Origin of the sequence: Sphingomonas sp. DC5200-1, from assembly GCF_049897245.1 — a bacterium.
Lineage (GTDB): Bacteria > Pseudomonadota > Alphaproteobacteria > Sphingomonadales > Sphingomonadaceae > Sphingomonas > Sphingomonas aquatilis.
In genome coordinates, this window is sequence record NZ_JAFCVW010000002.1 from 17,440 (window position 1) to 40,782 (window position 23,343).

Below are 23,343 nucleotides of genomic sequence, written 5' to 3' on the forward strand. Positions count from 1 at the left end.
CCCTAATTTGGGCCGGAACGGGGGCAGCTCCAGCCGGGAGAAAGACGCGCCGGCTCGTCAGCCGGCGCGTGGGTAATCAGACGCGGCGACGCTTCGACGGACGCACACCGTTGTGCGGGATCGAGGTGACGTCGCGGATCGAGGTGATCTGGAAACCGACCGCCTGCAGCGCGCGCAGCGCCGATTCGCGGCCCGAACCCGGACCCTTCACCTCGACCTCGAGGGTGCGGACGCCGTGCTCGGCGGCCTTCTTGCCGGCGTCTTCCGCGGCCACCTGAGCGGCGTACGGGGTCGACTTGCGGCTGCCCTTGAAGCCCATCATGCCGGCGGACGACCACGAAATGGCGTTGCCCTGCGCGTCGGTGATGGTGATCATGGTGTTGTTGAAGCTGGCGTTCACATGCGCGACGCCGGCGGTGATGTTCTTGCGTTCGCGACGGCGAAGACGCTGCGGTTCACGTGCCATGGATTATGTCCTGACCTTAACTAGCTGAAACGCCGGGCGATCGTTGCCGACCAGCTTCCGGCGGAGAAGGAAGCGCGCAGGCGCTTACTTCTTCTTCCCTGCGATCGGCTTCGCCTTGCCCTTGCGGGTGCGCGCATTGGTGTGCGTGCGCTGGCCGCGGACCGGCAGGCCCTTGCGGTGACGCAGGCCACGGTAGCAGGCGAGATCCATCAGGCGCTTGATGTTCATCGCGGTTTCGCGACGAAGGTCACCTTCCACGGTGTGATCGGCGTCGATCGTCTCGCGGATCTGCAGCACTTCCTGATCGGTCAGGTCCTGAACGCGGCGCTCGGCGGCGATGTTCAGCTTTTCCGTGATTTCCTTGGCCTTGGCCGGGCCAATGCCGTGAATGTAGGTCAGCGCGATCACCACGCGCTTGTTGGTCGGGATATTGACACCCGCGATACGTGCCATGAAACGTTTCTCCTAGCTCCACAGGGTTTGGCATGGCCGCACAAACCCCATCTCGTCGCATCTTCCGAGCAACACCTGCCCTGTACGCATGCACGCGACGCGCGCCAACAGGCGCCGCCGGGACCGGTGCTTCGGAAGGACAGGCAGGTAGGCGCGCGCAAACGCCCTGTCAAGCGAGCGGTTCCGCTTTCGCCCGCACCTTCATCAGCCCCACCCACCAGCGACGGATAGCGATCGCCGTCCAGAGCAGCTCCACCGCGCCGAACGGCCAGGCACCCTGCAGAAACCCATAGGCCGAGCTAAGCAGGCAACCGAAGGCGAAACCCAATGTCCACCACGGCGACCGCTCCTCCATGAGGTAGCACAGCAGCATGAACAGGATGGCGAACAGGCCGAACAGATTGAGCGCAGTCATGCCGATCGCTGTACCGCTTTGCGACGCCGAGGCCAGCCGTTAACCTTTTGGTGAGCATGTTGGCGGCATCGTTCCGCGGGTCAGCCCGAGGAAGATGTCATGGCCCTGTCGCAACACGCCTATCGCCGGATCGCCCAGAAGGTGCAGATGCCCGCGCCTGCTACGGTGCCCTGGTCGGCGCCCTCGATGAGCGAGCTGATCGCGCGGATTGAGGCCGCCCTCGCGATGCGCCGGGCAGCGTAAGGGCCTACTTTCCTTACCGTATATATCGCCGTTCGCCCTGAGCCTGCCGAAGGGCGCCTACCCACGAGCGATCCGCTTGCGGTGAGGCGCCCTTCGACAGGCTCAGGGCGAACGGGTTACGGGAACTGGTAGAGGACGCGGTAGCGCCCCCCTTAAAGCGGTAGCGCGCGCCCTCACACCAGCGGGAACGGCGCCTTCGCGGTGAACGCCATCAGCAGCAACATGCCCGACAGGCCGGCGGACAGGCCGACCAGCAGATAGCCGACATATTGCAGCATCGGCGGATTGGGCCGCTTCAGCTTGGCGTTCCGGGCCGCGCCCTGGAACACGAAGCTCATCAGCATGCCATAGGTGAAAACGATGGCCCCCAGCATAACGCTCCTTCTTGCCGTCTCCGGCGCAAAAGCCCCACATGCAGCCCCCCGGCCGCGTCCTGCCCGACACACTAAGCGCCGCGCCCTGACAAGTGGTTAACCATCGGCGGTGGGGAAAACGCGACGAGTGGGCGGATCGGCCCTGTGGTCAGGTCCGCGTCACCGGCAGCACGATCCGCGCGATCAGGCCCGGCGCGTTGTCGGCGAGTTCGAAACGCCCGTCGTGCAACCGTGCGACCGCCTCAATGAGCGCCATGCCGAGGCCCGCCCCCGGTGTGGTACGCGCCGCGTCCAGCCGCCCGAAGCGCTTCAGCGCCTGTTCGCGATCCGCCTCGGCAATGCCAGCGCCGCGGTCCTCGACCTGGATCGCAATTGCCGTCGCGTGCCGTTCCAGCCGCAGCGTCAGCGCGCCGCCATCGCCGGCATGTTTCAACGCATTGTCGATCAGGTTGCCGATCGCCTGGCTCAGCAATTCGCGATGGACGCGCATCACCGGCGCCGAGTCGTCGATTGCGACGGTGAAGACCAGCCCCGCGTCCTCCGCGACCGGTTCGTAGAGGTCGGCGATTTCGCGCACCAGTTCGGCGGGCGCCACCTCGATGAAGCGGTCGCGCGACACCGATTCGGATCGGCTGATCTCGATCACCATGGTCAGCATGCGCATCACGAGGTCGGTTTCGGTGAGCAGGCCGCCCAGCGCCGCCTCGCGCGCCTGCGGATCGGCGATCAGCACCGCCTGCTCGGTCTTGGTACGCAGGCGCGCGAGCGGGGACCGCAAATCATGGGCGAGGCTGTCGGTGACGACGCGCAGTTCGACCATCAGCCGTTCGAGCTTCGACAGCATCTGGTTCAACCGGTCCGCCAAGCGGTCGAAGGCATCGCGGTGGGCGGGCGTCAGCGGCACGCGCCGCGACAGATCGCCTTCGCTCACCGCCTCCACCACCGCGGCGATGCGCGTCAACCGCCGGCCGACGTAGCGGGCAAGGATCAGCGCCGCAACTACCCCGAGCAACAGCGACAGCAGCACGGCGATCACCAGCGCATCCTCGATCGCGCGCCGTTCGGTATCCACCACGTCGAGCCGGCGACCGGCGAACAGCCAATGGTCGCCGATCGGGCGCAGCACATAGCCGATGCCGTCGCGCGTGGTCGGCGAAACGACATCGCCGATCCGGAACGCGGTGGGCAGCAAGGCCGGTGACAGACCGGGGGGCAGCGCGCCCGCAACCGTCCGGCCCTTGTGATCCAACACCGCGATAAAGAAGGAACTGTCGTCACCCGTATGGGCCTGGGCGGTCGCCGCCACCACCGGCGGCAGCCCGCCGATGCGGTAGAGCGCGCGCATCGCCTCGGCATGTTCGATCGTGTCGCGACGCACCGTGTCGACGACCACCGCATCGGTCTGTTTCCAGACGAATCCGAGCAGCACGATATTGGCGGCCAGCGTCAACAGGATCGACAGCAGGGCGATACGGGCGGTGACGGACAGGCGCATGGCTCGCCCTATCGCATCCGGCGTTCAGCGGACAGTCCGCGACGGCCCCTTGCTAGGGGCAGCCGCTAACGCAGAACTCAGGCGGGATCGGCCGCCAGACGGTAGCCCGCACCGCGCACGGTATGGAGGATCGGGGTCGGGAAGCCTTCCTCCAGCTTGCGGCGGAGGCGACCGATATGGACGTCGACCACGTTGCTGCCGGGATCGAAATGGTAGTTCCAGATCTTCTCGAGCATCATCGTGCGCGTCACCACCTGCCCCGCGTGCCGCGCGAGGAATTCCAGCAGGTTGAATTCGCGCGCGCCGAGCGGAATCGACCGGCCGGCGCGGGTGACGGCGCGGGAGAGCAGGTCGATCTCCAGGTCGCCGACCGACAGGCGCGTCTTGGTCGGCTCCGCCCCGGCGCGGTCCGACCGGCGGACGAGCGCTTCGATCCGGGCCGACAGCTCGGCGAACGAAAAGGGCTTGCAAAGGTAATCGTCCGCACCCGCCTTCAGGCCGTCGACGCGGTCGTCCACCGCGCCGAGCGCCGACAGGATCAACACCGGCGTATCGAGCCCCGCCGCGCGAATCGCGCTGACCATGGCGAGGCCGTCGAGGCCCGGCAGCATGCGGTCGGCGATGATGAGGTCGAAGATACCCTCGCTGGCGAGGAACAGGCCGTCACGCCCGTCATGCGCGGCCTCGACCGCGTAGCCGGCTTCGGACAGGCCCTTGGCGAGATAGGCCGAGGTCGACGCATCGTCTTCGACCACCAGGATCTTGCGGGTCATGCGCGCTCCTTTCGCCTGTCTGCAACCGTCTGCCTTCAGACGGGAACGGCCGGCGGAAAGCAAGCCCTCCGCCGGCCGCCACGGCACCCCCGGGAGTGTCGGGCGCCGATCTCGTCGAACCGTTCGGCCGCGTGGCGACCATGGGTCCGGTGTACGGAATGCGAGGTGGAGGGGCGATGACCGCGACATGACAATTGCGTCATTTGCGGGTTCGGGGGCTGGATCGGTTGGGGTGAGCGCCCCTCCCCACCCACCCCGTCATTCCCGCGCAGGCGGGAATCCAGACGCGCTACCGTCCCGCATCCAGCCGAAACGTCAGAGGTTATGGATTCCCGCCTTCGCGGGAATGACGGGTACGTGGCGATGATAGCCGCCCAAACGAAAAAGGGCGGCCCCACCGGACCGCCCTTTCCTTATTCCAATCTAAACCCACTCACTCGCCGTCGAGGATCGTCGCGATCTCGTTCGCGACATGCTCGATGTCGGCCATGCCGTTGACCCGCTGCACCAGGCCGCGGGCCTGGTAGATCGGCAGGATCGGCGCGGTCTTGGCGCGATATTCGTTCATGCGCGTCCGCACGGTCTCGGCATTGTCGTCCGGCCGGCGCTTGAACTCGGTCGAGCCGCACACGTCGCAAACGCCCGCGACCTTGGGCAGCTTGAACCGATCATGATACCCCTCGCCGCACTTGGCGCAGGTGTAGCGACCCTCGACGCGCTCGATCAGCGCAGCCTCATCGACCTCCAGCTCGATGACGTGATCCAGCGTCATGCCGCGCGCTTCGAGCAGCGAGTCGAGCGACGCGGCCTGCGCCGCGGTGCGCGGATAGCCGTCGAAGATCGCGCCCCCGCCAACGCCCTGGTCCAGCCGCTCGCCGATCAGCGCAGAGACGATGTCGTCCGACACCAGCTCGCCCGCATCCATCACCGCCTTCGCCTGCAGCCCGACGGGCGAGCCCGCCTTCACAGCGGCGCGCAGCATGTCGCCGGTCGAGAGCTGCACCATGCCGCGCGAGGCCATCAGCCGCTGCGCCTGGGTGCCCTTGCCCGCCCCCGGCGGCCCGAGAAGGATGATGTTCACGCGTGTCCCCTTGTCGTCGGTGCAATCGTCGTCGCGGCGTTAACGCAGGCGCCCGCCCTTCAGCTTCGCCTTTTTGATGAGGTCGCCATACTGATGCGCCAGCAAATGGCTCTGGATCTGCGTCACCGTGTCCATCGTCACGTTGACGACGATCAACAGGCTCGTGCCGCCCAGGTAGAAGGGGATCGACAGTGCCGAGACCAGATATTCCGGCAGCAGGCAGATGATGACCAGATAGGCCGCGCCGATCACCGTGATGCGCGTCAGCACATAGTCGAAATAGGTCTCGGTGTTCTTGCCCGGGCGGATGCCGGGAATGAACCCGCCATAGCGCTTCAGATTGTCCGCAGTCTCTTCGGGATTGAAGACGACGGCGGTGTAGAAGAACGAGAAGAAGATGATGCCGGCAGCATAGAGCGCCATGTACACCGGCTGGCCGTGCGCCAGATACTGGTTGAGCGCGATGATGAAATCGCCCCACTTCGACTGACCCGCGACGCGCTGACCGGCGAACTGCGAGATGGTCAGCGGCATCAGCAGCAGCGACGAGGCGAAGATCGGCGGGATCACGCCCGCGGTATTGATCTTCAGCGGCAGGTGACTGCGATCCGCCTGCATGCCGCGCTGTGTCTGGCGCTTCGGGTACTGGATCAGGATGCGGCGCTGCGCGCGCTCCATGAAACAGATGAACAGGATCAGCGCGACGACCGCGACGATGATGCCGATCAGGCGCACCGCGTCGATCGAGCCCGAGCGACCGCCTTCCAGCAGGTTGACCAGCGTGGTCGGCAGGTGGGCGACGATGCCCGCCATGATGATGAGCGACACGCCGTTGCCGATGCCGCGGCTGGTGATCTGCTCACCCAGCCACATCAGGAACATCGTACCGCCGATCAGGCTGATCACCGCCGCGATGCGGAACGTCATGCCCGGCTCGATCACCGCCTGCACGCCATTGGTCGCCGACAGCGCTTCGAGGCCGACGGCGATGAAATAGCCCTGGATCGCGGTCAGCGCGACGGTGCCGTAGCGGGTGTACTGATTGAGCTTCTTGCGGCCCGATTCGCCTTCCTTCTTGATCGCGGCGAGCTGCGGCGACAGCGAGGTCGACAGCTGCACGACGATCGACGCCGTGATGTACGGCATCACGCCCAGCGCGATCAGCGACATGCGGCTGAGCGAACCGCCCGAGAAGGTGTTGAAGAAATCGAGCACGCCGCCCGTGGTGCGCTGGCTCAGCAGACCCAATGCGGTCGGATCGATGCCCGGCAGCGGCACGTAGGACAGCAGGCGGAAGACGATCAGCGCGCCGATCGTAAACCACAGCCGCTTTTTAAGGTCGGTCGCCTGCGCGAATTTCGCGAGGCTGATGCTTTGCGCCATCTGGTCGGCTGCGGATGCCATGCGTGTCGGTGTCCTGAAACGAAAACGGCGGGTAAGCGTTTGTCCGCCCCCGCCGCTCATATAGGCGCTACGCGCGCCTTGTCTAATCGCGACGCACCTCGTTTCTCATCCCTTCGTCCCCCCGGGGTCGTTGGCCCCGGGTCCATTCGCCCGCCGCAGTGTCGCCAGCGGGCCGATGGATGCCGAGCCAAGCCCGGCATGACGAAGGATGAGACGAGAGCGGCTTACGCCTTGAACGACGCCTTCTTTTCCTGGCGCGCCTTGTAAGCGACGCCCTTCTTGGCAGCGGCCTTCTCCGACGCCGGGACGACCGTCGGGATGTCGAGCGAGCCACCGGCCTTTTCGATCATCTCACGCGCACCGGCCGAAACGCCCGCGACGTGGAACGACAGCTTGGCGGTCAGGTCGCCCTTGCCCAGCACGCGCACGCCATCCTTGCCGCCGCGCACCAGACCGGCCGCCTTCAGCGCCGCCTGATCGATCGTGCCCTCAGCCGACAGCTTGCCCGAGTCGATCGCCTTCTGGATCGCGCCGGTGTTCACCGTGGCGTAGTCCTTGGCGAAGATGTTGTTGAAGCCGCGCTTCGGCAGACGCATGTGGAGCGGCATCTGACCGCCCTCGAAGCCGGCGATGCTGACGCCTTCGCGGCTCTTCTGACCCTTGACGCCGCGGCCGCCGGTCTTGCCCTTACCCGATCCGATACCGCGACCGACGCGGATCTTGGACTTGCGGGCACCCTGGTTGTCGCGGAGTTCGTTGAGCTTCATGATATGCACTCGCTTTCGCTTGTTACGCGCTGATGGATTGGAAGCCGGCGCGCATAGCGGCATCGCCCCCGCTTGTCACGTGCTTTCAGCGCGACGGCGCTCGCGGCAGCAGACGCGGAAGCCAGCGCTCCACGGCCCACGCGAGCACGACCAGCAGCACCGCCGCCAGCGCGAAGCCCCCTGCCCCCTTGGCACGCTGCCAATCGACCAACAGCGGCATGTGTAGGACATAGAGACCATAAGAGATGCTCGCGACCCCGGACCAGAGCGCCGGCGACCATGCGCTGGCGCGTGCCAACCACCGGCCGACCGGACCGAACATCACCGCGACCACGACGGCGGCCACCACGAAATGTCGCAGCGGTAAGATCGGATAAACGCCGATCCCATATCGCGGCTGCACCAGCGCCACCACCAGCGCGACGCCGCACAGCGCCAACAGCCATGCCAGCGGCACGGCGATCGCCCGGACGCTCCGCTCCCCATCGAGATAGGCCTGTGCCGCCATCGCCCCCGCCCACCACAAGGGATAATAGGCGATCACCAGCGCCAGATGGTTCGGCACCATCGCGAACAGCGCATAGGCCCCGCAGCCGATCGCGCCCACCGCATGCGTCGTCAGCGTCGGCCGCTTGGTCCACAGCACCAGTGTCGGGGGGAAGAAGATGTAGAAGGCGATCTCATACGACAGCGACCATAGCGGATCGTTGCCCAGATACGGATCGGCCCACACCCCGGGCTTCAGCGTCGACACGTCCTGCACCGCCAGCAAGGTCCCGATCAGCCGCCCCGCGTCGAAATGCCGCGCGAGCGTGCCATTGTCCCAATAGACGAGCGTCGAGACGATCATCGCCACGATCAGCGGCGGATAGATGCGCCGCACCCGTCGCCACGCATAGCCCCGCGGCGACAGCGCCCGGACACGTTCGTTCGCGAAGATCACGAAGCCGCTCAGCAGGAAAAAGACGATCACCGCCTCCTGCCCGAAGCGCAGCAGGTGCCCGGTCAGTCCGGGGAATCCATAGCCTTTGGCGACATGGTGCGCGACGACGTACAGCGCGGCGCAGGCGCGTGCGGCATCGAGCAGCGCGCGGACGCGGGGACTCAGCGCGGGGGGCTGTGGCCTGGTGGTCATCGAAGCCGGTCGCGCAAACGTCGTGCAGGGATCATGCGACTAGGTGGCACAGATCGCTGCCCTTTGCCCATAGGATGGATTGCGCGATCTCGGGCGCCAGGCGTCGAAACACAGCTGGTCGCCAATTCCACCCGTCATCCCCGCGAAGGCGGGGATCCAGACACGCTGCCCTCGCGATTACCGGACTAACGCTGGCCGCGCGAGATGCCTGTCCCGTAGCAATGCCCACGGCAGCAAGGGCCCCCGGATTGGCTACGGGCGATGGCACCATGTCCCTGAACTTGTCGGCGACCCGCGGCGGGGAAAAGTGATTGCTCAGCGCCCCCCTCCACCAAAGACAAAAAAAGGGGCCGGCGAACCGACCCCTTCTTCCTGTCCATCGAAATGCGAAGGGCTCAGCCCTGCACTTCGACCATATGCTGGACCTTGCGGATCATGCCGCGCACTTCGGGGCTGTCTTCCAGCTCCGAGACCTTGTGCATCTTGTTGAGGCCAAGGCCGATCAGCGTCGCGCGCTGATCCTTCGTGCGGCGGATCGGCGAACCGGTCTGCTTGATCTTGATCGTCGCCATGTCGCGTTACTCCGTGACGGCCGCTGCGTCCGCCTCGGCGGTCTGCGAACCACCGCGGCCGAGCAGGTCGGCGATCTTCTTGCCACGACGCTGTGCGACCGACTTCGGCGAAGTCTGCTCACCCAGCGCTTCGAACGTGGCGCGGATCATGTTGTAGGGGTTCGACGTGCCGACCGACTTGGTCACGACGTCCGCGACGCCGAGCGATTCGAAGATCGCGCGCATCGGACCGCCGGCGATGATGCCGGTGCCCTGCGGCGCCGAGCGGAGCGTCACGCGACCGGCACCGAAGTGGCCGTTGCCGTCATGATGCAGCGTACGGCCGTCCTTCAGCGGAACGCGAACCATCGCCTTCTTCGCCGATGCGGTCGCCTTCGAAATGGCTTCCGGCACTTCGCGTGCCTTGCCATGACCGAAGCCGACGCGGCCCTTGCCGTCGCCCACGACGACCAGCGCTGCGAAGCCGAAGCGCTTACCGCCCTTCACCGTCTTCGAAACGCGGTTGATGTGGACCAGCTTCTCGATCAGCTCTTCGCCGCCGTCGTCCTGGCCACCACGACGATCGTCGCGACGACCGCCACGGCCGCCGTCACGGCCACCGCGATTGCCGCCCGGACCACCGGGACCACGACCGCCGCCACGGCCGCCACGCGGACCGCGACCACCGCCCGGACCGCCGAAGCCGCCCTGGCCCTGCTGCGCGTCCTGGGGCGCGCCTTCAGCCGCTGCGGGCTGCACGTTGTTTTCGTCAGCCATCGTCAGAACTCCAATCCGGCTTCACGCGCGGCTTCCGCCAGCGCCTTGACACGGCCGTGGAACAGGAAGCCGCCGCGATCGAACACGACCTGCGTCACGCCCGCTGCCTTCGCCGCTTCCGCCACGCGGGTGCCGACTGCGGTCGCTGCCGCAATGTTGGCGCCCGAGGTGCCGCGCACGTCCTTTTCCAGCGTCGAGGCCGACGCGACGGTCTTGCCGGCGACGTCGTCGATGACCTGGGCATAGATGTGCTTGCCCGACCGATGGACCGACAGCCGCGGACGGGTGCCGGCACGCGCCTTCAGCGCGGTACGATTGCGCCGACGGCGCTTCGCGAACAGAGAAAGACCCTTGGTCATTACTTCTTCTTCCCTTCCTTGCGGAAGATGAACTCGCCGTCGTACTTGATGCCCTTGCCCTTGTACGGCTCCGGCTTGCGCCAGCGGCGGATCTCGGCGGCCAGCTGGCCGACCTTCTGCTTGTCCGCGCCGCTGATCTCGACGGTGGTGGCGTCCGGCGTCTTCACCTCGATGCCTTCCGGCACGTCGATGTTGACGTCGTGGCTGTAGCCGAGCTGCAGCTTCAGGGTACGACCCTGCGCCGCGGCGCGATAGCCGACGCCGGTGATGAGCAGCTTCTTGGTGAAGCCGTCGGTGACGCCCGTCACCAGGTTCTGCACCATCGTGCGCTGCATGCCCCAGAAGGCGCGGGCGCGCTTGGTGTCGTTGGCCGGCTGCACCGAAATGCCGCCGTCTTCGAGCGTGTAGCTGATCTCGTCACGCAGCGGCATGGTGAGGGTGCCCTTGGGGCCCTTCACGCTGATGATGCCGTCGTTGATCGTCGGGGTCACGCCAGCCGGTACGGTGACCGGCTTCTTACCGATGCGGCTCATCAGAACACCTCCGCGAGCACTTCGCCACCGACGTTCTGCTCACGCGCTTCCGCGTCCGAGAGAACGCCACGCGGCGTCGAGACGATGGTGATGCCGAGGCCGTTGCGGACGCGCGGGAGTTCCTGCGAGCCGGAATAGACGCGGCGGCCGGGCTTCGAGACGCGCGCGACGTGCTTGATCGCCGGCTGGCCTTCGAAATACTTCAGCTCGATGCGGACGCCGGCGGCCGGGCCCATCTGTTCGTCGCTGTAGCCACGGATGTAGCCTTCGCGCTGCAGCACGTCGAGGACGCGCAGACGCAGCTTCGACGCGGGCGAAAGGACGCTGTCCTTCTTCGCGCGCTGGCCGTTGCGGATGCGGGTGAGCAAATCACCCAGGGGATCGGTCACTGCCATGATAAATCCTTACCAGCTCGACTTGGTCAGGCCGGGGATCATGCCCTTGTTGGCCAGATCACGCAGCATCACGCGAGCAAGACGGAACTTGCGATAATATGCGCGCGGACGACCGGTGATCTCGCAGCGGTTGCGGATACGGGTCGGGTTCGCGTTGCGCGGCAGTTCCGCCATCTTGAGGCGAGCGATCAGACGCTCGTTCTCGTCCAGGCTCTTGTCGTTTGCCTGGGCCTTCAGCTTCGCAAGCTTGGGAGCATATTGCTTTACCAGCTTCTTGCGACGCTCGTTCTTGTTGATCGAACTCAGTTTCGCCATGGACTTAAGCTCTCTTCCTTACTTCAGGGAAGCCAGACCGCTCACGCGGCCTGCTTCTGCTGCTCAGCCTCGGGCTGAGGGAACGGGAAGCCGAACAGGCGGAGCAGCTCGCGCGCCTCGTCGTCCGTCTTCGCGGTGGTGGTGACGATCACGTCCATGCCGCGCACCTTGTCGATGCGGTCATAGTTGATCTCGGGGAAAATGATCTGTTCCTTAATGCCGCAGGCATAGTTGCCGCGACCGTCGAAGGACTTGGGGTTCAGACCACGGAAGTCGCGCACGCGGGGCAGCGCGATCGTGATGAAACGGTCCAGGAACTCGTACATGCGCTCGCGACGCAGCGTCACCTTGACGCCAATCGGCATGCCTTCACGCAGCTTGAACTGCGCGATCGACTTCTTGGCCTTGGTGATCACCGGCTTCTGGCCCGCGATCAGCTCCATTTCCGACGCGGCCTGATCGACGCGCTTCTTGTCCTGGGTCGCTTCGCCAACGCCCATGTTCAGCACGATCTTCTCGATCCGGGGGATCTCGTTGACGTTCTTGTAGCCGAACTTGTCGACCATCGCCTTGATGATCGTGTCTTCGTAAATGCCCTTCATCCGGGGCTTGTAGGCATCAGCCATCGATCTTCTCCCCGGACTTCACGGCCACGCGGACCTTCTTGCCGTCCTGCGTCTCGAAACGGACGCGGGTGGGCTTGCCGTCGGCGGTCACGTGCGCGACCTTCGAGATGTGCATCGGCGCTTCGGTGCGCTCCAGGCCACCCTGCGGGTTCGCCTGGGTCGGCTTGCGGTGACGGGTCGCGACGTTGACGCCCTCGACCACGACCTTGCCGTCCTTCGGCATGGCGACAGTCACGGTGCCGGTCTTGCCCTTGTCCTTGCCGGACAGGACGATGACGCGATCGCCCTTCTTGATCTTCGCGGCGGCCATTACAGCACCTCCGGCGCCAGAGAGATGATCTTCATGTGCTTCTTGCCACGCAGCTCGCGCACGACCGGGCCGAAGATACGGGTGCCGATCGGCTCCTCGTTCTTGTTGACTAGGACGGCGGCGTTGCCGTCGAAGCGGATGGTCGAACCATCGGCACGATGAATGTCCTTGGCGGTGCGAACGATGACCGCGCGATGCACGTCACCCTTCTTTACCTTGCCGCGGGGCTGCGCTTCCTTGATCGACACGACGATGATGTCGCCGACCGATGCCGTGCGGCGCTTCGAGCCACCCAGCACCTTGATGCACTGCACCCGCTTCGCGCCGCTGTTGTCAGCGACGTCGAGATTGGATTGCATCTGGATCATTGATCCATTTCCTTCTCGTCAATGGGGTGGATACCGACCCAACCCCGCCTAAAACAATGACCCCGGCGCAGCGGACTGCACCGGGGGAGCGGCCCTGTAACCGCTCCGCTGGCAGGACGCAAGCCCTGCCCTTGCCATCCGCCGGCACGATGGCCGGCGGCGTGACTTATGCGTCGACGTCGACCCGTTCCGGCGTCGCATGGGTGTTCACCCGATCGATCACCTTCCAGGTCTTCAGCTTCGAGATCGGCGCAGTCTCTTCGATGCGCACGGTCTCGCCCTGCTTGTACTCATTCGCCTCGTCATGGGCGTGGTACTTCTTCGAACGGCGGATGATCTTGCCGTAGAGCGGGTGCTTCACCTTACGCTCGACGTTCACAACCACCGTCTTGTCGCCCTTATCGGAGACGATCAGTCCGGTCAGCACGCGCTTCGGCATGTGCTAATTCCTTACTTGGCGGCCGCGGCGCGGGTGCGCTGCGACTGCAGGGTCTTGATCCGCGCGATGTCGCGACGGACTTCACGCACGCGGCTCGACTTTTCGAGCTGGTTCGTCGCCGCCTGGAAGCGGAGGTTGAACTGCTCGCGCTTCAGCTGGCCGAGGTTCTCGGCGAGCTGATCGTCGCTCTGGCTGACGAAATCGGTCTTGGCCATCTTACTCGCCTCCGAGGTGCGAGGTGTCGCCCAGGCGGGCAACGACCTTGGTCTTGATCGGGAGCTTCATCGCGGCGCGCTCGAACGCCTCCGCGGCGATCTTGCCCTCGACGCCGTCCAGCTCGAACAGGATCCGGCCCGGCTTGACGCGGGCGGCCCAGAATTCCGGCGAACCCTTACCCGAGCCCATGCGGACTTCGGCGGGCTTCGACGAGACCGGCACGTCCGGGAAAACGCGGATCCACAACCGGCCCTGACGGCGGATGTGACGCGTGATCGCGCGGCGGGCCGCTTCGATCTGACGGGCGGTGATCCGGTCCGGCTCCATCGCCTTCAGGCCGTACGACCCGAAGTTCAGGCTGGTGCCGCCCTTTGCATCGCCATGGATGCGGCCCTTGAAGGCCTTGCGGAATTTGGTGCGCTTTGGCTGCAACATGGTGTGTCAGTCCTTAACGACGGTCGTCACGAGCCGGACGGACGCCGGAGGTCTGAGCCTCCATCATCAGCCGGTCGGTCGCCATCGGGTCATGGCCGAGGATCTCGCCCTTGAAGACCCAGACCTTCACGCCGCACACGCCGTAAGACGTGTGGGCTTCGGCCTCGGCATAGTCGATGTTCGCGCGCAGCGTGTGCAGCGGAACGCGACCTTCGCGATAGCTCTCGGTACGAGCGATCTCGGCGCCGCCAAGACGGCCACCGCACATCACCTTGATGCCGTCGGCACCCAGGCGCATCGCCGACTGCACCGCGCGCTTCATGGCGCGGCGGAAGGCGATACGACGCTCGAGCTGGTCGGCGATGCCCTGGGCGACGAGGCGCGCGTCGATTTCCGGCTTGCGGATTTCGACGATGTTCAGCGACACGTCCGACTTGGTCATCGCGCCGAGCGTCTTGCGCAGCTTTTCGATGTCCGAGCCCTTCTTCCCGATGATCACACCGGGACGGGCAGCGAAGATCGAGATGCGGCACAGCTTGGCCGGACGCTCGATCACCACCTTCGAGATCGCCGCCTGCGGCAGCGTCTTCACGATGTACTGGCGGATCTTCAGATCCTCCAGCAGCAGCTGGCCATAGTCATGGCCCTCGGCGAACCAGCGGCTGTCCCAGGTCCGGTTGATCTGGAGCCGCATGCCGATCGGGTTGCTCTTGTGACCCATTATGCTTCTTCCTGCTCGCGCACGACGATGCGCAGACGGCTGAACGGCTTCAGGATGCGGGTGGACTTGCCACGGCCGCGGGTCGCGAAGCGCTTCATGGTGATCGACTTGCCGACCGACGCCTCGGCGACGACGAGCGCGTCGACGTCGAGGTTGTGGTTGTTTTCGGCATTGGCGATGGCCGAAGCCAGGACCTTGCGCGCGTCGACCGCCATCGCCTTCGTCGAGAAGGAGAGGATGTTCATCGCATCGCCGGCCTTCTTGCCGCGGATGAGGCCAGCGACCAGGTTCAGCTTCTGCGCCGAGCCACGGATCTGGGTGCCGACCGACAGGGCTTCCTTGTCGCCGACCTTACGGGGGGATGCAGGCTTGCTCATCAGCGCTTGCCCTTCTTGTCAGCGGCGTGACCCGGGAAGTAGCGCGTCGGCGCAAACTCACCCAGCTTCATGCCGACCATGTCTTCATTGACCGACACCGGCACGAACTTGCGGCCGTTGTAGACGTTGAACGTGAGGCCGACGAACGACGGCAGGATGGTGGAACGACGCGACCAGGTCTTGATCGGCGCGCGGCCACCGGCATCCTGCGCGGTTTCCGCCTTCTTCAGAAGGCTCAGTTCGACGAACGGGCCCTTCCAGACTGAACGAGCCATGGTTTAGCCCTTCCTCTTGGTCGAATGACGCGACCGGATGATCATCTTGTCGGTCGACTTGTTGTGACGGGTGCGCGCACCCTTCGTCGGCTTGCCCCAAGGCGTGACCGGATGACGGCCGCCCGAGGTCCGGCCTTCACCACCGCCGTGCGGGTGGTCGACCGGGTTCTTCGCGACACCGCGGGTCAGCGGACGCTTGCCCATCCAGCGCGAACGACCGGCCTTGCCCAGATTCTGGTTCTGGTTGTCCGGGTTCGACACCGCACCGACCGTCGCCATGCACTCGCCACGGATGTAGCGCTGCTCGCCCGAGTTCAGGCGGACGATGACCATGCCGCGGTCACGACCGACGACCTGCACGTAGGTGCCGGCCGAACGGGCGATCTGACCGCCCTTGCCCGGCTTCATCTCCACGTTGTGGACGATGGTGCCGACGGGGACCTGACCGATCTCCATCGCGTTGCCCGGCTTGGTGTCCGTCTTCTTGGCGGCGATGATCTTGTCGCCCGGTGCCAGACGCTGCGGCGCGATGATGTAGGCCAGCTCTTCGTCGGCATACTTCACCAGCGCGATGAACGCGGTGCGGTTGGGGTCATATTCGAGCCGCTCGACGGTGCCCTCGACGTCCCACTTGCGACGCTTGAAGTCGACGTAGCGGTACTTCTGCTTGTGACCGCCGGCGATGCCGCGCGATGTCACATGGCCCTTGTTGTTGCGACCGCCGCTCTTGCGCTTGCCTTCGGTAAGCGCCTTGACCGGCTTGCCCTTCCACAGGGAGGACTTGTCGACGAGGACGAGGCCGCGCTGCGCGGGCGTCGTCGGGTTGTAATGCTTGAGTGCCATGACCCTTAGATCCCCGTCGTCACGTCGATGGACTGGCCGTCCTTCAGGGTGACAATGGCCTTCTTCATGTCGGAGCGCTGGTACGGAGCGCCCTTCCACTTCTTGGTCTTGCCCTTCTGGACGATCGTGTTCACGCCGGTCACGGTGACATCGAAGAGCGCTTCGACGGCAGCCTTGATCTGCGGCTTGGTCGCATCGCCTGCGACCTTGAAGACGACGGCGTTATGCTCGGAGAGCAACGTCGCCTTTTCGGTGATGTGCGGCGCGACGATCACGTCATAATGACGGTTGTCGACGGCCTTCTGCTGCTTAGCCATTGAAGCGAGCCTCCAGCTTTTCGACCGCCGCGCGGGTCAGCACCAGCGTGTCAGCCTTCAGGATGTCATAGACGTTGGCACCGGCCGACGGCAGGACGTTGATGCCGTGCAGGTTGCCGGCGGCCAGCGCGAAGCTCGTCTCGACGGCGTCGCCGTCGATCACCAGCGCGGTCTTGCCGAAGCCGACCTTGGCGAGATCGCCGACCAGCGTCTTCGTCTTGCCGTTCTCCACCGCCAGGCTGTCCATGACGATCAGCGAGCCGGCCTTCGCATGGCTCGACAGAGCCATCTTGAGACCGAGGGCGCGAATCTTCTTGTTCAGCGACGGATTGAAGTCGCGGACGCGGGCGCCGTGCGCCTTACCACCACCGACGAACACCGGAGCGCGGCGATCGCCGTGACGAGCCACACCGCCGCCCTTCTGGCGACCGAGCTTCTTACCCGAACGGGCGACATCGGCGCGCTCGCGCGTGCCACGTGCCGTCTCGCGACGCTTTTCCAGCTGCCAGGTCACGACGCGGTGCAGGATGTCGGCGCGCGGATCGAGGCCGAAGACCTCGTCGTTGAGCTCGACGTCCGCCGCAGCGGTACCGGCGAAGGATTGAACCTTGACCTTCACGTTCAGCCCTCCTGGCCGTCGGTCGCTTCCGGCGCGCTCGTCTCAGCGGGCGTGTCGGCGGCGGTGTTGCTGTTGGCAGCCTGCTTCAGGCTGGCGGGATACGGGGTGTCGGCGTGCGCCTTCACCTTGACGGCGTCCTTCACGAACAGCCAGCCACCCTTCGAACCGGGCACCGAGCCCTTCACGAAGATCAGGCCGCGCTCGACGTCGGTGCCGACGACTTCCAGGTTCTGCTGGGTGCGGTTCTTGTCGCCCATGTGACCGGCCATCTTCTTGTTCTTGAAGACGCGGCCCGGATCCTGACGGTTACCCGTCGAACCGTGCGAACGGTGGCTGACCGAGACGCCGTGCGTCGCGCGCAGACCGCCGAAGTTCCAGCGCTTCATGGCGCCGGCAAAGCCCTTACCCTGGGTACGGCCCTGGATGTCGACCAGCTGGCCGGCAACGAAGTGGTCGGCGGACAGTTCGGCGCCGACGTCGAGGAGGTTGTCCTCGGTCACGCGGAACTCGCAGACGACCGCCTTGGGCTCCACTTCGGCCTTGCCGAAGTGGCCGCGCTGCGGCTTGGCGACATTCTTGGCCTTGGCGACGCCAGCACCGAGCTGGACGGCGGTGTAGCCATCACGATCCATTTCGCGACGGGCGACGACCTGAACGCCTTCGAGCTGCAGGACGGTGACGGGCACGTGGCGGCCGTCGTCCTGAAACAGGCGGGTCATCCCCATTTTCTTCGCGATCACGCCGGTACGCATGATCCTGCACTCCTTTTACAGAGGCACGCCGGGACCATTCCCGAACGTGCGTGCGACCCTTCCGAAGAAGGATCATCCAACCCGTGTGTAACTGCGTCGGCCCCGTCCCGGGCTGGATGCCCCCGTTGCCGGGGACGTGACGGGAGACGCTGGCCCGGCTCCGTAGAGCCGGCGGTATCTCGTGTCTGTCAGGGGCCCCACGAGGCGGGGTTCCCAACCGGCTGCCCCCGCATCACGCGGAAAACAGCAAACCCGCGGGACTCACGTCGACCGCGGGGATGCGGGCCATTACGCCAGCTTGATCTCGACGTCAACGCCAGCGGCGAGGTCGAGCTTCATCAGCGCATCGACCGTCTGCGGGGTCGGCTGCACGATGTCGAGCATGCGCTTGTAGGTGCGCACTTCGAACTGCTCGCGCGACTTCTTGTCGATGTGCGGGCCGCGGTTGACGGTGAACTTCTCGATGCGGGTCGGCAGCGGAATCGGGCCGCGGATGAGCGCGCCGGTGCGACGCGCGGTGTCGGCGATGTCGCCGGTCGCCTGGTCGAGAACGCGATGGTCGAACGCCTTGAGGCGAATACGGATGTTGCTGTCCATGATCCCTACCGATGCGAGGAGCACGACCCCGGCCGTCTCCACCGCGGTGATGCGGAGGACTCGTGCCGCAGGTGCTGGACCGGCGGGATGAGATCCCACTGAAACAGCGGGACGACGAGAAAGAGCCGAAACTCAATAAAACTGAAGGGCGGCCCAATACGGCGGCCCTCATAAAAAGGCAACAGCCCGACTCTCCTTTTTTAGGAGAGCCGGGCTGCTGCTGTTCCGGTCGGCGCGGGGAATACCCCCGCCCCGTCTGGTTCTTACTTGTCGATCGCGCTCACGACGCCCGCGCCGACGGTACGACCGCCCTCACGGATGGTGAAGCGCTGGCCGACGTCCATGGCGATCGGCGCGATCAGCTTGATGCCGAGCGCGATGTTGTCGCCAGGCATGACCATCTCGGTGCCCTCGGGCAGCTCGACGGTGCCGGTCACGTCCGTGGTACGGAAGTAGAACTGCGGACGATAGTTCGCGAAGAACGGGGTGTGGCGGCCGCCTTCTTCCTTCGACAGCACGTACACTTCCGACTTGAAGTCGGTGTGCGGCTTGATCGAACCCGGCTTGCAGAGCACCTGGCCACGCTCGACTTCGTCACGAGCGACGCCACGGATCAGCGCGCCGACGTTGTCGCCCGCCTGGCCCTGGTCGAGCAGCTTGCGGAACATTTCGACGCCGGTGACGGTGGTCTTGCGGACTTCCGGGTGGATGCCGACGATTTCGACTTCTTCACCGACCTTGATGATGCCGGTTTCGACACGGCCGGTGACGACGGTGCCGCGACCCGAGATCGAGAACACGTCTTCGATCGGCATCATGAACGGCTTGTCGAGCGGACGCTCCGGCTGCGGGATGTAGTCGTCGACGGCGGCCATCAGCTCGAGCACGGCTTCCTTGCCGAACTTGTCGTTCGAACCCGACAGCGCGCAGGTCGCCGAACCCTTGATGACGGGGATGTCGTCGCCCGGGAATTCGTACGAGCTGAGCAGCTCGCGGATTTCCAGCTCGACCAGCTCGAGGATTTCCTCGTCGTCGACCAGGTCGACCTTGTTCATGAACACAACCATCGCCGGCACGCCGACCTGACGGGCGAGCAGGATGTGCTCGCGGGTCTGCGGCATCGGGCCGTCGGTCGAGGACACGACCAGGATCGCGCCGTCCATCTGGGCGGCACCGGTGATCATGTTCTTCACGTAGTCGGCGTGACCCGGGCAGTCGACGTGCGCATAGTGACGGTTGGCCGTCTCATACTCGACGTGCGCGGTCGAGATGGTGATGCCGCGAGCGCGCTCTTCCGGAGCCTTGTCGATGTTTTCGAAATCGACCTTTTCCGACAGACCCTGGTCGGCCAGCACCTTCGTGATCGCTGCGGTCAGCGAGGTCTTGCCATGGTCGACGTGACCGATGGTGCCGATGTTGAGGTGCGGCTTGTTCCGCTCGAATTTTGCCTTAGCCATTTTCCTACCTTCTGATTCGAATTCGGTGCCGCCGGGGGGCTACGCGAACGCGGCCCTTTAGCGGGAGTTTGTGGGTAATGCCAGCCCCTCGTGGGAGAGGCCGACCGGGGAGTAAATCCCCGGTCGTCGGACGGGGTCGACTGCGTCGACCCGCCGGCCGGCCTTGCGGCGACTTAGGGCCAAGCGCGCTTGGCCCTATGCGCCTCAGGCCATCTTCGCCTTCACTTCGTCTGCGACGTTCTGCGGCACTTCGTCATAGTGCGAGAACTGCATCGAGTAGCTGGCGCGGCCCTGCGTGAACGAGCGCAGCGAGTTCACGTAGCCGAACATGTTCGCCAGCGGGACCATCGCGGTCACCGCCTGCGCGTTGCCGCGCGTGTCGGTGCCCTGGATCTGGCCACGACGCGAGTTCATGTCGCCGATGACGTCGCCCAGATAGTCCTCGGGGGTGACGACCTCGACCTTCATGACCGGCTCGAGCAGCGTGATGCCCGCCTTCTGGGCGCCTTCACGCATCGCACCGCGCGCGGTGATTTCGAACGCCAGCGCCGACGAGTCGACGTCGTGGTACGCGCCGTCATACAGCGTGATGTCGAAGTCGATGATCGGGAAGCCGACCAGCGAACCCGTCGCCGCCGTCTCGCGGAAGCCCTTTTCGATCGCGGGGATATATTCGCGCGGAATGTTACCGCCCTTGATCTCGTCCTTGAAGACGATGCCCGCGCCACGCTCGCCCGGCGTCAGCTTCACCTTCACGCGACCGAACTGGCCGGTGCCGCCCGACTGCTTCTTGTGCGTGTAGTCGATGTCGACGGCCTTCTTGAGGTATTCGCGATACGCCACCTGCGGCGCACCGACGTTTGCCTCGACCTTGAACTCGCGCTTCATGCGGTCGACGAGAATCTCGAGGTGGAGTTCGCCCATCCCCTTGATGATCGTCTGGCCCGATTCGTGATCGGTCGACACGCGGAACGAGGGATCCTCGGCAGCCAGGCGGTTGAGCGCGATGCCCATCTTTTCCTGGTCGGCCTTGGTCTTCGGCTCCACCGACAGTTCGATGACCGGCTCGGGGAATTCCATGCGCTCCAGGATGATCGGGTGCGCCGGATCGCAGAGCGTGTCGCCCGTCGTCGTTTCCTTGAGACCCGCCAGCGCGACGATGTCGCCCGCACGCGCCTCTTCGATGTCCTCACGCGAGTTCGCGTGCATGAGGAGCATACGGCCGATCTTTTCCTTCTTGTCCTTCACCGAGTTCAGGTAGCCGCCCTTGACCAGGACGCCCGAATAGATGCGCGCGAAGGTGAGCGAGCCGACGAACGGATCGTTCATGATCTTGAACGCCAGCGCCGAGAAGGGCGCCTCGTCCGACGACGGACGCTCGTCCGGCGTTTCGCCGTCGAGCTTGACGCCGTTGATCGCCGGCACGTCGAGCGGGCTCGGCAGATAGTCGACGACCGCGTCGAGCAGGGGCTGCACGCCCTTGTTCTTGAACGCCGAGCCGCAGACGACCGGCACGAACGCCATCGACAGCGTGCCCTTGCGGATCAGCGCCTTCAGCGTCTTCGTGTCGGGCTCGTTGCCCTCGAGGTACGCTTCCATCGCCTCGTCGTCCTGCTCGACGGCGAGTTCGATCAGGTCGTTGCGATACTTCGCCGCCTTCTCGACCATGTCGGCCGGAATATCCTGATATTCGAACTTCGCGCCCAGCGACTCTTCGAGCCAGATGATCGCGCGGTTCTCGACCAGGTCGACGAGGCCCTTGAAGCCGCCCTCGACGCCGATCGGCAGATACAGGACCGCCGGCTTCGCACCCAGACGATCGATGATCGAATTGACGCAGAAGTAGAAGTCGGCACCGGTGCGATCGAGCTTGTTGACGAAGCACATGCGCGGCACGCCGTACTTGTCGGCCTGACGCCACACGGTTTCCGACTGCGGCTCGACGCCGGCAACGCCGTCGAAGCAGGCGACCGCGCCGTCGAGAACGCGCAGCGAACGCTCGACTTCGATCGTGAAGTCGACGTGGCCCGGCGTGTCGATGATGTTGATCAGGTGCTCAGGGCCCTGACCCTCTTCGGCCTTCCACTTGCAGGTGGTGGCGGCCGACGTGATCGTGATCCCGCGCTCCTGCTCCTGCTCCATCCAGTCCATCGTCGCGGTGCCTTCGTGCACTTCGCCGATCTTGTAGGACTTGCCGGTGTAATAGAGGATGCGCTCGGTCGTGGTCGTCTTGCCGGCGTCGATGTGCGCCATGATGCCGATATTGCGATAGCGCTCGAGCGGATGGCTGCGGGCCATGATCGTGATTTCCTTAGAGATATGGGGAGCGCAGCTTTCGCCGGCTCCCCATGATATAGTTTAAAAGCGGTGCGCTTCCAAGCCTTACCAGCGGTAGTGCGAGAACGCCCGGTTCGCTTCCGCCATGCGGTGCGTGTCTTCGCGCTTCTTCACCGCGTTGCCGCGGTTGTTGGCGGCGTCCATCAGCTCGCCCGAGAGGCGGGCCGACATGGTGTTCTCGCTGCGGGCACGCGCCGCGGCGATGAGCCAGCGGATCGCGAGCGCCTGGGCGCGCTCCGGACGGACCTCGACGGGGACCTGGTAGGTCGCACCACCGACGCGGCGCGAACGCACTTCGATGCCCGGCTTGATGTTGTTCAGCGCGTCGTGGAACACGCCGATCGGCTCGCGCTTCGCGCGCTGCTCGACGGTTTCCAGAGCACCGTAGACGATGAGTTCTGCGACGGACTTCTTGCCGTCCAGCATCACCGAATTCATGAACTTCGACAGAACCTCATCCCCGAACTTGGGATCAGGCAGGATGACCCGCTTTTCGGGACGACGACGACGTGCCATTTCAAAAACCTTTCAAACTTCAGCCTTCTGGACGAGCCTCTCGGGAGGCCGACCGGCTTACTTCGGACGCTTGGCGCCGTACTTGGAGCGGGACTGGCGGCGATCCTTGACGCCCTGCGTGTCGAGCACGCCGCGCAGGACGTGGTAGCGCACGCCGGGAAGATCGCGCACACGGCCGCCGCGGATGAGCACCACCGAGTGCTCCTGCAGGTTGTGGCCTTCGCCCGGGATGTACGAAATGACTTCGCGGCTGTTGGTCAGGCGGACCTTGGCCACCTTGCGAAGCGCCGAGTTCGGCTTCTTCGGGGTCGTCGTGTAGACGCGGGTGCAGACGCCGCGCTTCTGCGGGTTCTGCTCCATCGCAGGGACCTTCGACTTGGCCTTCTGCGGGTCGCGGCCCTTGCGGACCAGCTGGTTGATCGTCGGCATGAAGCCTTCACCTCGTATATGGGTTACTTTGCTGGAGCCATCACAGCACTTCGGAATACAAAAAGGGACGCGGACGGCGAAACGCCACCCCGGCCCCACAACTTTTGCATCCAGCAATGTTCAAGCTTGCCCACCGGATCGCTCCGATGGAACGGGCGGGCCTATACGCAGAG

35 protein-coding genes are annotated in these 23,343 nt (G+C 65.1%); 1 reads left to right on the forward strand and 34 read right to left on the reverse strand.

Annotated features, from left to right (window positions below):
- Positions 1-76: 76 nt before the first annotated feature.
- From rpsK to ACP7A3_RS03300, 3 genes are all read right to left on the reverse strand, one after another.
- Positions 77-466 carry a 30S ribosomal protein S11 gene (gene rpsK, locus ACP7A3_RS03290; protein WP_017979464.1) on the reverse strand — a complete coding sequence of 130 codons (390 nt, stop codon included), beginning with the start codon at positions 464-466 and terminating at the stop codon, positions 77-79.
- An 84-nt stretch (positions 467-550) separates the two neighbouring features.
- Positions 551-919 carry a 30S ribosomal protein S13 gene (gene rpsM, locus ACP7A3_RS03295; RefSeq protein WP_017979465.1) on the reverse strand — a complete coding sequence of 123 codons (369 nt, stop codon included), beginning with the start codon at positions 917-919 and terminating at the stop codon, positions 551-553.
- A gap of 169 nt (positions 920-1,088) precedes the next feature.
- Positions 1,089-1,334: a hypothetical protein gene (locus tag ACP7A3_RS03300; RefSeq protein ID WP_043060686.1), complete on the reverse strand. Its 246-nt coding sequence runs from the start codon at positions 1,332-1,334 to the stop codon at positions 1,089-1,091.
- A 99-nt stretch (positions 1,335-1,433) separates the two neighbouring features.
- Between ACP7A3_RS03300 and ACP7A3_RS03305 the strand changes: the two genes are divergently transcribed.
- Complete coding sequence (locus ACP7A3_RS03305) at positions 1,434-1,577, forward strand: hypothetical protein (RefSeq protein ID WP_017979467.1); 144 nt, start codon at positions 1,434-1,436, stop codon at positions 1,575-1,577.
- A gap of 173 nt (positions 1,578-1,750) precedes the next feature.
- Here ACP7A3_RS03305 and ACP7A3_RS03310 read toward each other — a convergent pair whose 3' ends face one another.
- The 31 genes from ACP7A3_RS03310 to rpsL form a co-directional block, all read right to left on the reverse strand.
- The gene (locus ACP7A3_RS03310) at positions 1,751-1,951 is read right to left on the reverse strand and encodes a hypothetical protein (RefSeq protein ID WP_017979468.1); all 201 of its coding nucleotides are present in this window, start codon (positions 1,949-1,951) and stop codon (positions 1,751-1,753) included.
- Between the two features lie 148 nt (positions 1,952-2,099).
- Positions 2,100-3,446: a sensor histidine kinase gene (locus ACP7A3_RS03315; protein WP_426255321.1), complete on the reverse strand. Its 1,347-nt coding sequence runs from the start codon at positions 3,444-3,446 to the stop codon at positions 2,100-2,102.
- Positions 3,447-3,523: 77 nt separating this feature from the next.
- On the reverse strand, positions 3,524-4,219 hold the full coding sequence (locus tag ACP7A3_RS03320; protein WP_017979470.1) for a response regulator transcription factor: 696 nt from the start codon (positions 4,217-4,219) through the stop codon (positions 3,524-3,526).
- Between the two features lie 433 nt (positions 4,220-4,652).
- Positions 4,653-5,300 (reverse strand): adenylate kinase, encoded by a 648-nt coding sequence (locus ACP7A3_RS03325; RefSeq protein WP_017979471.1) that lies wholly within the window; start codon positions 5,298-5,300, stop codon positions 4,653-4,655.
- A gap of 39 nt (positions 5,301-5,339) precedes the next feature.
- Positions 5,340-6,704: a preprotein translocase subunit SecY gene (gene secY / locus ACP7A3_RS03330; protein WP_017979472.1), complete on the reverse strand. Its 1,365-nt coding sequence runs from the start codon at positions 6,702-6,704 to the stop codon at positions 5,340-5,342.
- A gap of 224 nt (positions 6,705-6,928) precedes the next feature.
- Positions 6,929-7,471 (reverse strand): 50S ribosomal protein L15, encoded by a 543-nt coding sequence (rplO, locus tag ACP7A3_RS03335; RefSeq protein ID WP_017979473.1) that lies wholly within the window; start codon positions 7,469-7,471, stop codon positions 6,929-6,931.
- 85 nt (positions 7,472-7,556) lie between these two features.
- Entirely contained in the window at positions 7,557-8,606 is a 1,050-nt protein-coding gene (locus ACP7A3_RS03340; protein ID WP_426255320.1) for an acyltransferase family protein, read from the reverse strand.
- Between the two features lie 395 nt (positions 8,607-9,001).
- Entirely contained in the window at positions 9,002-9,178 is a 177-nt protein-coding gene (gene rpmD / locus ACP7A3_RS03345; RefSeq protein WP_017979476.1) for a 50S ribosomal protein L30, read from the reverse strand.
- A gap of 6 nt (positions 9,179-9,184) precedes the next feature.
- A complete protein-coding gene (gene rpsE / locus ACP7A3_RS03350) occupies positions 9,185-9,934 on the reverse strand; it encodes a 30S ribosomal protein S5 (RefSeq protein WP_017979477.1) in 750 nt (249 codons plus the stop codon).
- Between the two features lie 2 nt (positions 9,935-9,936).
- The gene (gene rplR / locus ACP7A3_RS03355; protein ID WP_017979478.1) at positions 9,937-10,293 is read right to left on the reverse strand and encodes a 50S ribosomal protein L18; all 357 of its coding nucleotides are present in this window, start codon (positions 10,291-10,293) and stop codon (positions 9,937-9,939) included.
- Complete coding sequence (gene rplF / locus ACP7A3_RS03360; protein ID WP_017979479.1) at positions 10,293-10,826, reverse strand: 50S ribosomal protein L6; 534 nt, start codon at positions 10,824-10,826, stop codon at positions 10,293-10,295. The genes rplR and rplF overlap by 1 nt, the downstream gene beginning before the upstream one ends.
- Positions 10,826-11,221: a 30S ribosomal protein S8 gene (gene rpsH, locus ACP7A3_RS03365; RefSeq protein WP_017979480.1), complete on the reverse strand. Its 396-nt coding sequence runs from the start codon at positions 11,219-11,221 to the stop codon at positions 10,826-10,828. The genes rplF and rpsH overlap by 1 nt, the downstream gene beginning before the upstream one ends.
- A 9-nt stretch (positions 11,222-11,230) precedes the next feature.
- Positions 11,231-11,536 (reverse strand): 30S ribosomal protein S14, encoded by a 306-nt coding sequence (gene rpsN, locus ACP7A3_RS03370; RefSeq protein ID WP_017979481.1) that lies wholly within the window; start codon positions 11,534-11,536, stop codon positions 11,231-11,233.
- A 41-nt stretch (positions 11,537-11,577) separates the two neighbouring features.
- Positions 11,578-12,162 (reverse strand): 50S ribosomal protein L5, encoded by a 585-nt coding sequence (gene rplE / locus ACP7A3_RS03375; RefSeq protein WP_241891043.1) that lies wholly within the window; start codon positions 12,160-12,162, stop codon positions 11,578-11,580.
- Positions 12,155-12,472, reverse strand: a complete 318-nt coding sequence (gene rplX / locus ACP7A3_RS03380) for a 50S ribosomal protein L24 (RefSeq protein ID WP_017979483.1) — start codon at positions 12,470-12,472, stop codon at positions 12,155-12,157. The genes rplE and rplX overlap by 8 nt, the downstream gene beginning before the upstream one ends.
- Complete coding sequence (gene rplN, locus ACP7A3_RS03385; protein WP_017979484.1) at positions 12,472-12,840, reverse strand: 50S ribosomal protein L14; 369 nt, start codon at positions 12,838-12,840, stop codon at positions 12,472-12,474. Before rplN ends, rplX begins: the two co-directional genes overlap by 1 nt.
- 166 nt (positions 12,841-13,006) lie before the next feature.
- Positions 13,007-13,279, reverse strand: coding sequence for a 30S ribosomal protein S17 (gene rpsQ / locus ACP7A3_RS03390; protein WP_017979485.1), 273 nt, complete (start codon positions 13,277-13,279; stop codon positions 13,007-13,009).
- Positions 13,280-13,290: 11 nt separating this feature from the next.
- Positions 13,291-13,494: a 50S ribosomal protein L29 gene (rpmC, locus tag ACP7A3_RS03395; protein ID WP_017979486.1), complete on the reverse strand. Its 204-nt coding sequence runs from the start codon at positions 13,492-13,494 to the stop codon at positions 13,291-13,293.
- A 1-nt stretch (position 13,495) separates the two neighbouring features.
- Positions 13,496-13,930, reverse strand: a complete 435-nt coding sequence (gene rplP / locus ACP7A3_RS03400) for a 50S ribosomal protein L16 (RefSeq protein WP_017979487.1) — start codon at positions 13,928-13,930, stop codon at positions 13,496-13,498.
- Between the two features lie 13 nt (positions 13,931-13,943).
- A complete protein-coding gene (gene rpsC / locus ACP7A3_RS03405) occupies positions 13,944-14,651 on the reverse strand; it encodes a 30S ribosomal protein S3 (RefSeq protein ID WP_017979488.1) in 708 nt (235 codons plus the stop codon).
- Positions 14,651-15,028: a 50S ribosomal protein L22 gene (gene rplV / locus ACP7A3_RS03410; RefSeq protein ID WP_017979489.1), complete on the reverse strand. Its 378-nt coding sequence runs from the start codon at positions 15,026-15,028 to the stop codon at positions 14,651-14,653. Before rplV ends, rpsC begins: the two co-directional genes overlap by 1 nt.
- Complete coding sequence (gene rpsS, locus ACP7A3_RS03415) at positions 15,028-15,303, reverse strand: 30S ribosomal protein S19 (protein WP_017979490.1); 276 nt, start codon at positions 15,301-15,303, stop codon at positions 15,028-15,030. The genes rplV and rpsS overlap by 1 nt, the downstream gene beginning before the upstream one ends.
- Positions 15,304-15,306: 3 nt before the next feature.
- Complete coding sequence (rplB, locus tag ACP7A3_RS03420; RefSeq protein ID WP_017979491.1) at positions 15,307-16,146, reverse strand: 50S ribosomal protein L2; 840 nt, start codon at positions 16,144-16,146, stop codon at positions 15,307-15,309.
- A 5-nt stretch (positions 16,147-16,151) separates the two neighbouring features.
- Positions 16,152-16,463, reverse strand: coding sequence for a 50S ribosomal protein L23 (locus ACP7A3_RS03425; protein WP_017979492.1), 312 nt, complete (start codon positions 16,461-16,463; stop codon positions 16,152-16,154).
- Positions 16,456-17,082, reverse strand: coding sequence for a 50S ribosomal protein L4 (rplD, locus tag ACP7A3_RS03430; protein ID WP_017979493.1), 627 nt, complete (start codon positions 17,080-17,082; stop codon positions 16,456-16,458). The genes ACP7A3_RS03425 and rplD overlap by 8 nt, the downstream gene beginning before the upstream one ends.
- A 2-nt stretch (positions 17,083-17,084) precedes the next feature.
- Positions 17,085-17,834 (reverse strand): 50S ribosomal protein L3, encoded by a 750-nt coding sequence (gene rplC, locus ACP7A3_RS03435; RefSeq protein ID WP_018250686.1) that lies wholly within the window; start codon positions 17,832-17,834, stop codon positions 17,085-17,087.
- A 288-nt stretch (positions 17,835-18,122) separates the two neighbouring features.
- The gene (gene rpsJ / locus ACP7A3_RS03440; RefSeq protein ID WP_007406109.1) at positions 18,123-18,431 is read right to left on the reverse strand and encodes a 30S ribosomal protein S10; all 309 of its coding nucleotides are present in this window, start codon (positions 18,429-18,431) and stop codon (positions 18,123-18,125) included.
- A gap of 263 nt (positions 18,432-18,694) precedes the next feature.
- Entirely contained in the window at positions 18,695-19,888 is a 1,194-nt protein-coding gene (gene tuf / locus ACP7A3_RS03445; protein ID WP_017979495.1) for an elongation factor Tu, read from the reverse strand.
- 204 nt (positions 19,889-20,092) lie between these two features.
- Entirely contained in the window at positions 20,093-22,186 is a 2,094-nt protein-coding gene (fusA, locus tag ACP7A3_RS03450; protein WP_043060690.1) for an elongation factor G, read from the reverse strand.
- Positions 22,187-22,270: 84 nt separating this feature from the next.
- A complete protein-coding gene (gene rpsG, locus ACP7A3_RS03455) occupies positions 22,271-22,741 on the reverse strand; it encodes a 30S ribosomal protein S7 (RefSeq protein ID WP_017979497.1) in 471 nt (156 codons plus the stop codon).
- A 57-nt stretch (positions 22,742-22,798) separates the two neighbouring features.
- Positions 22,799-23,170 carry a 30S ribosomal protein S12 gene (gene rpsL, locus ACP7A3_RS03460; RefSeq protein WP_010185487.1) on the reverse strand — a complete coding sequence of 124 codons (372 nt, stop codon included), beginning with the start codon at positions 23,168-23,170 and terminating at the stop codon, positions 22,799-22,801.
- Positions 23,171-23,343 lie beyond the last annotated feature (173 nt).

Bases quoted from the DNA above. Each gene is read 5' to 3' on its own strand.
- rpsK (WP_017979464.1), bottom strand. From the start codon at position 466: ATGGCACGTGAACCGCAGCGTCTTCGCCGTCGCGAACGCAAGAACATC.
- rpsM (WP_017979465.1), bottom strand. From the start codon at position 919: ATGGCACGTATCGCGGGTGTCAATATCCCGACCAACAAGCGCGTGGTG.
- ACP7A3_RS03300 (WP_043060686.1), bottom strand. From the start codon at position 1,334: ATGACTGCGCTCAATCTGTTCGGCCTGTTCGCCATCCTGTTCATGCTG.
- ACP7A3_RS03305 (WP_017979467.1), top strand. From the start codon at position 1,434: ATGGCCCTGTCGCAACACGCCTATCGCCGGATCGCCCAGAAGGTGCAG.
- ACP7A3_RS03310 (WP_017979468.1), bottom strand. From the start codon at position 1,951: ATGCTGGGGGCCATCGTTTTCACCTATGGCATGCTGATGAGCTTCGTG.
- ACP7A3_RS03315 (WP_426255321.1), bottom strand. From the start codon at position 3,446: ATGCGCCTGTCCGTCACCGCCCGTATCGCCCTGCTGTCGATCCTGTTG.
- ACP7A3_RS03320 (WP_017979470.1), bottom strand. From the start codon at position 4,219: ATGACCCGCAAGATCCTGGTGGTCGAAGACGATGCGTCGACCTCGGCC.
- secY (WP_017979472.1), bottom strand. From the start codon at position 6,704: ATGGCATCCGCAGCCGACCAGATGGCGCAAAGCATCAGCCTCGCGAAA.
- rplO (WP_017979473.1), bottom strand. From the start codon at position 7,471: ATGAAGCTCAACGAACTCCGCGACAACCAGGGTGCCCGCAAGTCCAAG.
- ACP7A3_RS03340 (WP_426255320.1), bottom strand. From the start codon at position 8,606: ATGACCACCAGGCCACAGCCCCCCGCGCTGAGTCCCCGCGTCCGCGCG.
- rpmD (WP_017979476.1), bottom strand. From the start codon at position 9,178: ATGGCGACGATCAAGATCAAGCAGACCGGTTCGCCGATCCGCCGCACG.
- rpsE (WP_017979477.1), bottom strand. From the start codon at position 9,934: ATGGCTGACGAAAACAACGTGCAGCCCGCAGCGGCTGAAGGCGCGCCC.
- rplR (WP_017979478.1), bottom strand. From the start codon at position 10,293: ATGACCAAGGGTCTTTCTCTGTTCGCGAAGCGCCGTCGGCGCAATCGT.
- rplF (WP_017979479.1), bottom strand. From the start codon at position 10,826: ATGAGCCGCATCGGTAAGAAGCCGGTCACCGTACCGGCTGGCGTGACC.
- rpsH (WP_017979480.1), bottom strand. From the start codon at position 11,221: ATGGCAGTGACCGATCCCCTGGGTGATTTGCTCACCCGCATCCGCAAC.
- rpsN (WP_017979481.1), bottom strand. From the start codon at position 11,536: ATGGCGAAACTGAGTTCGATCAACAAGAACGAGCGTCGCAAGAAGCTG.
- rplE (WP_241891043.1), bottom strand. From the start codon at position 12,162: ATGGCTGATGCCTACAAGCCCCGGATGAAGGGCATTTACGAAGACACG.
- rplX (WP_017979483.1), bottom strand. From the start codon at position 12,472: ATGGCCGCCGCGAAGATCAAGAAGGGCGATCGCGTCATCGTCCTGTCC.
- rplN (WP_017979484.1), bottom strand. From the start codon at position 12,840: ATGATCCAGATGCAATCCAATCTCGACGTCGCTGACAACAGCGGCGCG.
- rpsQ (WP_017979485.1), bottom strand. From the start codon at position 13,279: ATGCCGAAGCGCGTGCTGACCGGACTGATCGTCTCCGATAAGGGCGAC.
- rpmC (WP_017979486.1), bottom strand. From the start codon at position 13,494: ATGGCCAAGACCGATTTCGTCAGCCAGAGCGACGATCAGCTCGCCGAG.
- rplP (WP_017979487.1), bottom strand. From the start codon at position 13,930: ATGTTGCAGCCAAAGCGCACCAAATTCCGCAAGGCCTTCAAGGGCCGC.
- rpsC (WP_017979488.1), bottom strand. From the start codon at position 14,651: ATGGGTCACAAGAGCAACCCGATCGGCATGCGGCTCCAGATCAACCGG.
- rplV (WP_017979489.1), bottom strand. From the start codon at position 15,028: ATGAGCAAGCCTGCATCCCCCCGTAAGGTCGGCGACAAGGAAGCCCTG.
- rpsS (WP_017979490.1), bottom strand. From the start codon at position 15,303: ATGGCTCGTTCAGTCTGGAAGGGCCCGTTCGTCGAACTGAGCCTTCTG.
- rplB (WP_017979491.1), bottom strand. From the start codon at position 16,146: ATGGCACTCAAGCATTACAACCCGACGACGCCCGCGCAGCGCGGCCTC.
- ACP7A3_RS03425 (WP_017979492.1), bottom strand. From the start codon at position 16,463: ATGGCTAAGCAGCAGAAGGCCGTCGACAACCGTCATTATGACGTGATC.
- rplC (WP_018250686.1), bottom strand. From the start codon at position 17,834: ATGCGTACCGGCGTGATCGCGAAGAAAATGGGGATGACCCGCCTGTTT.
- rpsJ (WP_007406109.1), bottom strand. From the start codon at position 18,431: ATGGACAGCAACATCCGTATTCGCCTCAAGGCGTTCGACCATCGCGTT.
- tuf (WP_017979495.1), bottom strand. From the start codon at position 19,888: ATGGCTAAGGCAAAATTCGAGCGGAACAAGCCGCACCTCAACATCGGC.
- fusA (WP_043060690.1), bottom strand. From the start codon at position 22,186: ATGGCCCGCAGCCATCCGCTCGAGCGCTATCGCAATATCGGCATCATG.
- rpsG (WP_017979497.1), bottom strand. From the start codon at position 22,741: ATGGCACGTCGTCGTCGTCCCGAAAAGCGGGTCATCCTGCCTGATCCC.
- rpsL (WP_010185487.1), bottom strand. From the start codon at position 23,170: ATGCCGACGATCAACCAGCTGGTCCGCAAGGGCCGCGACCCGCAGAAG.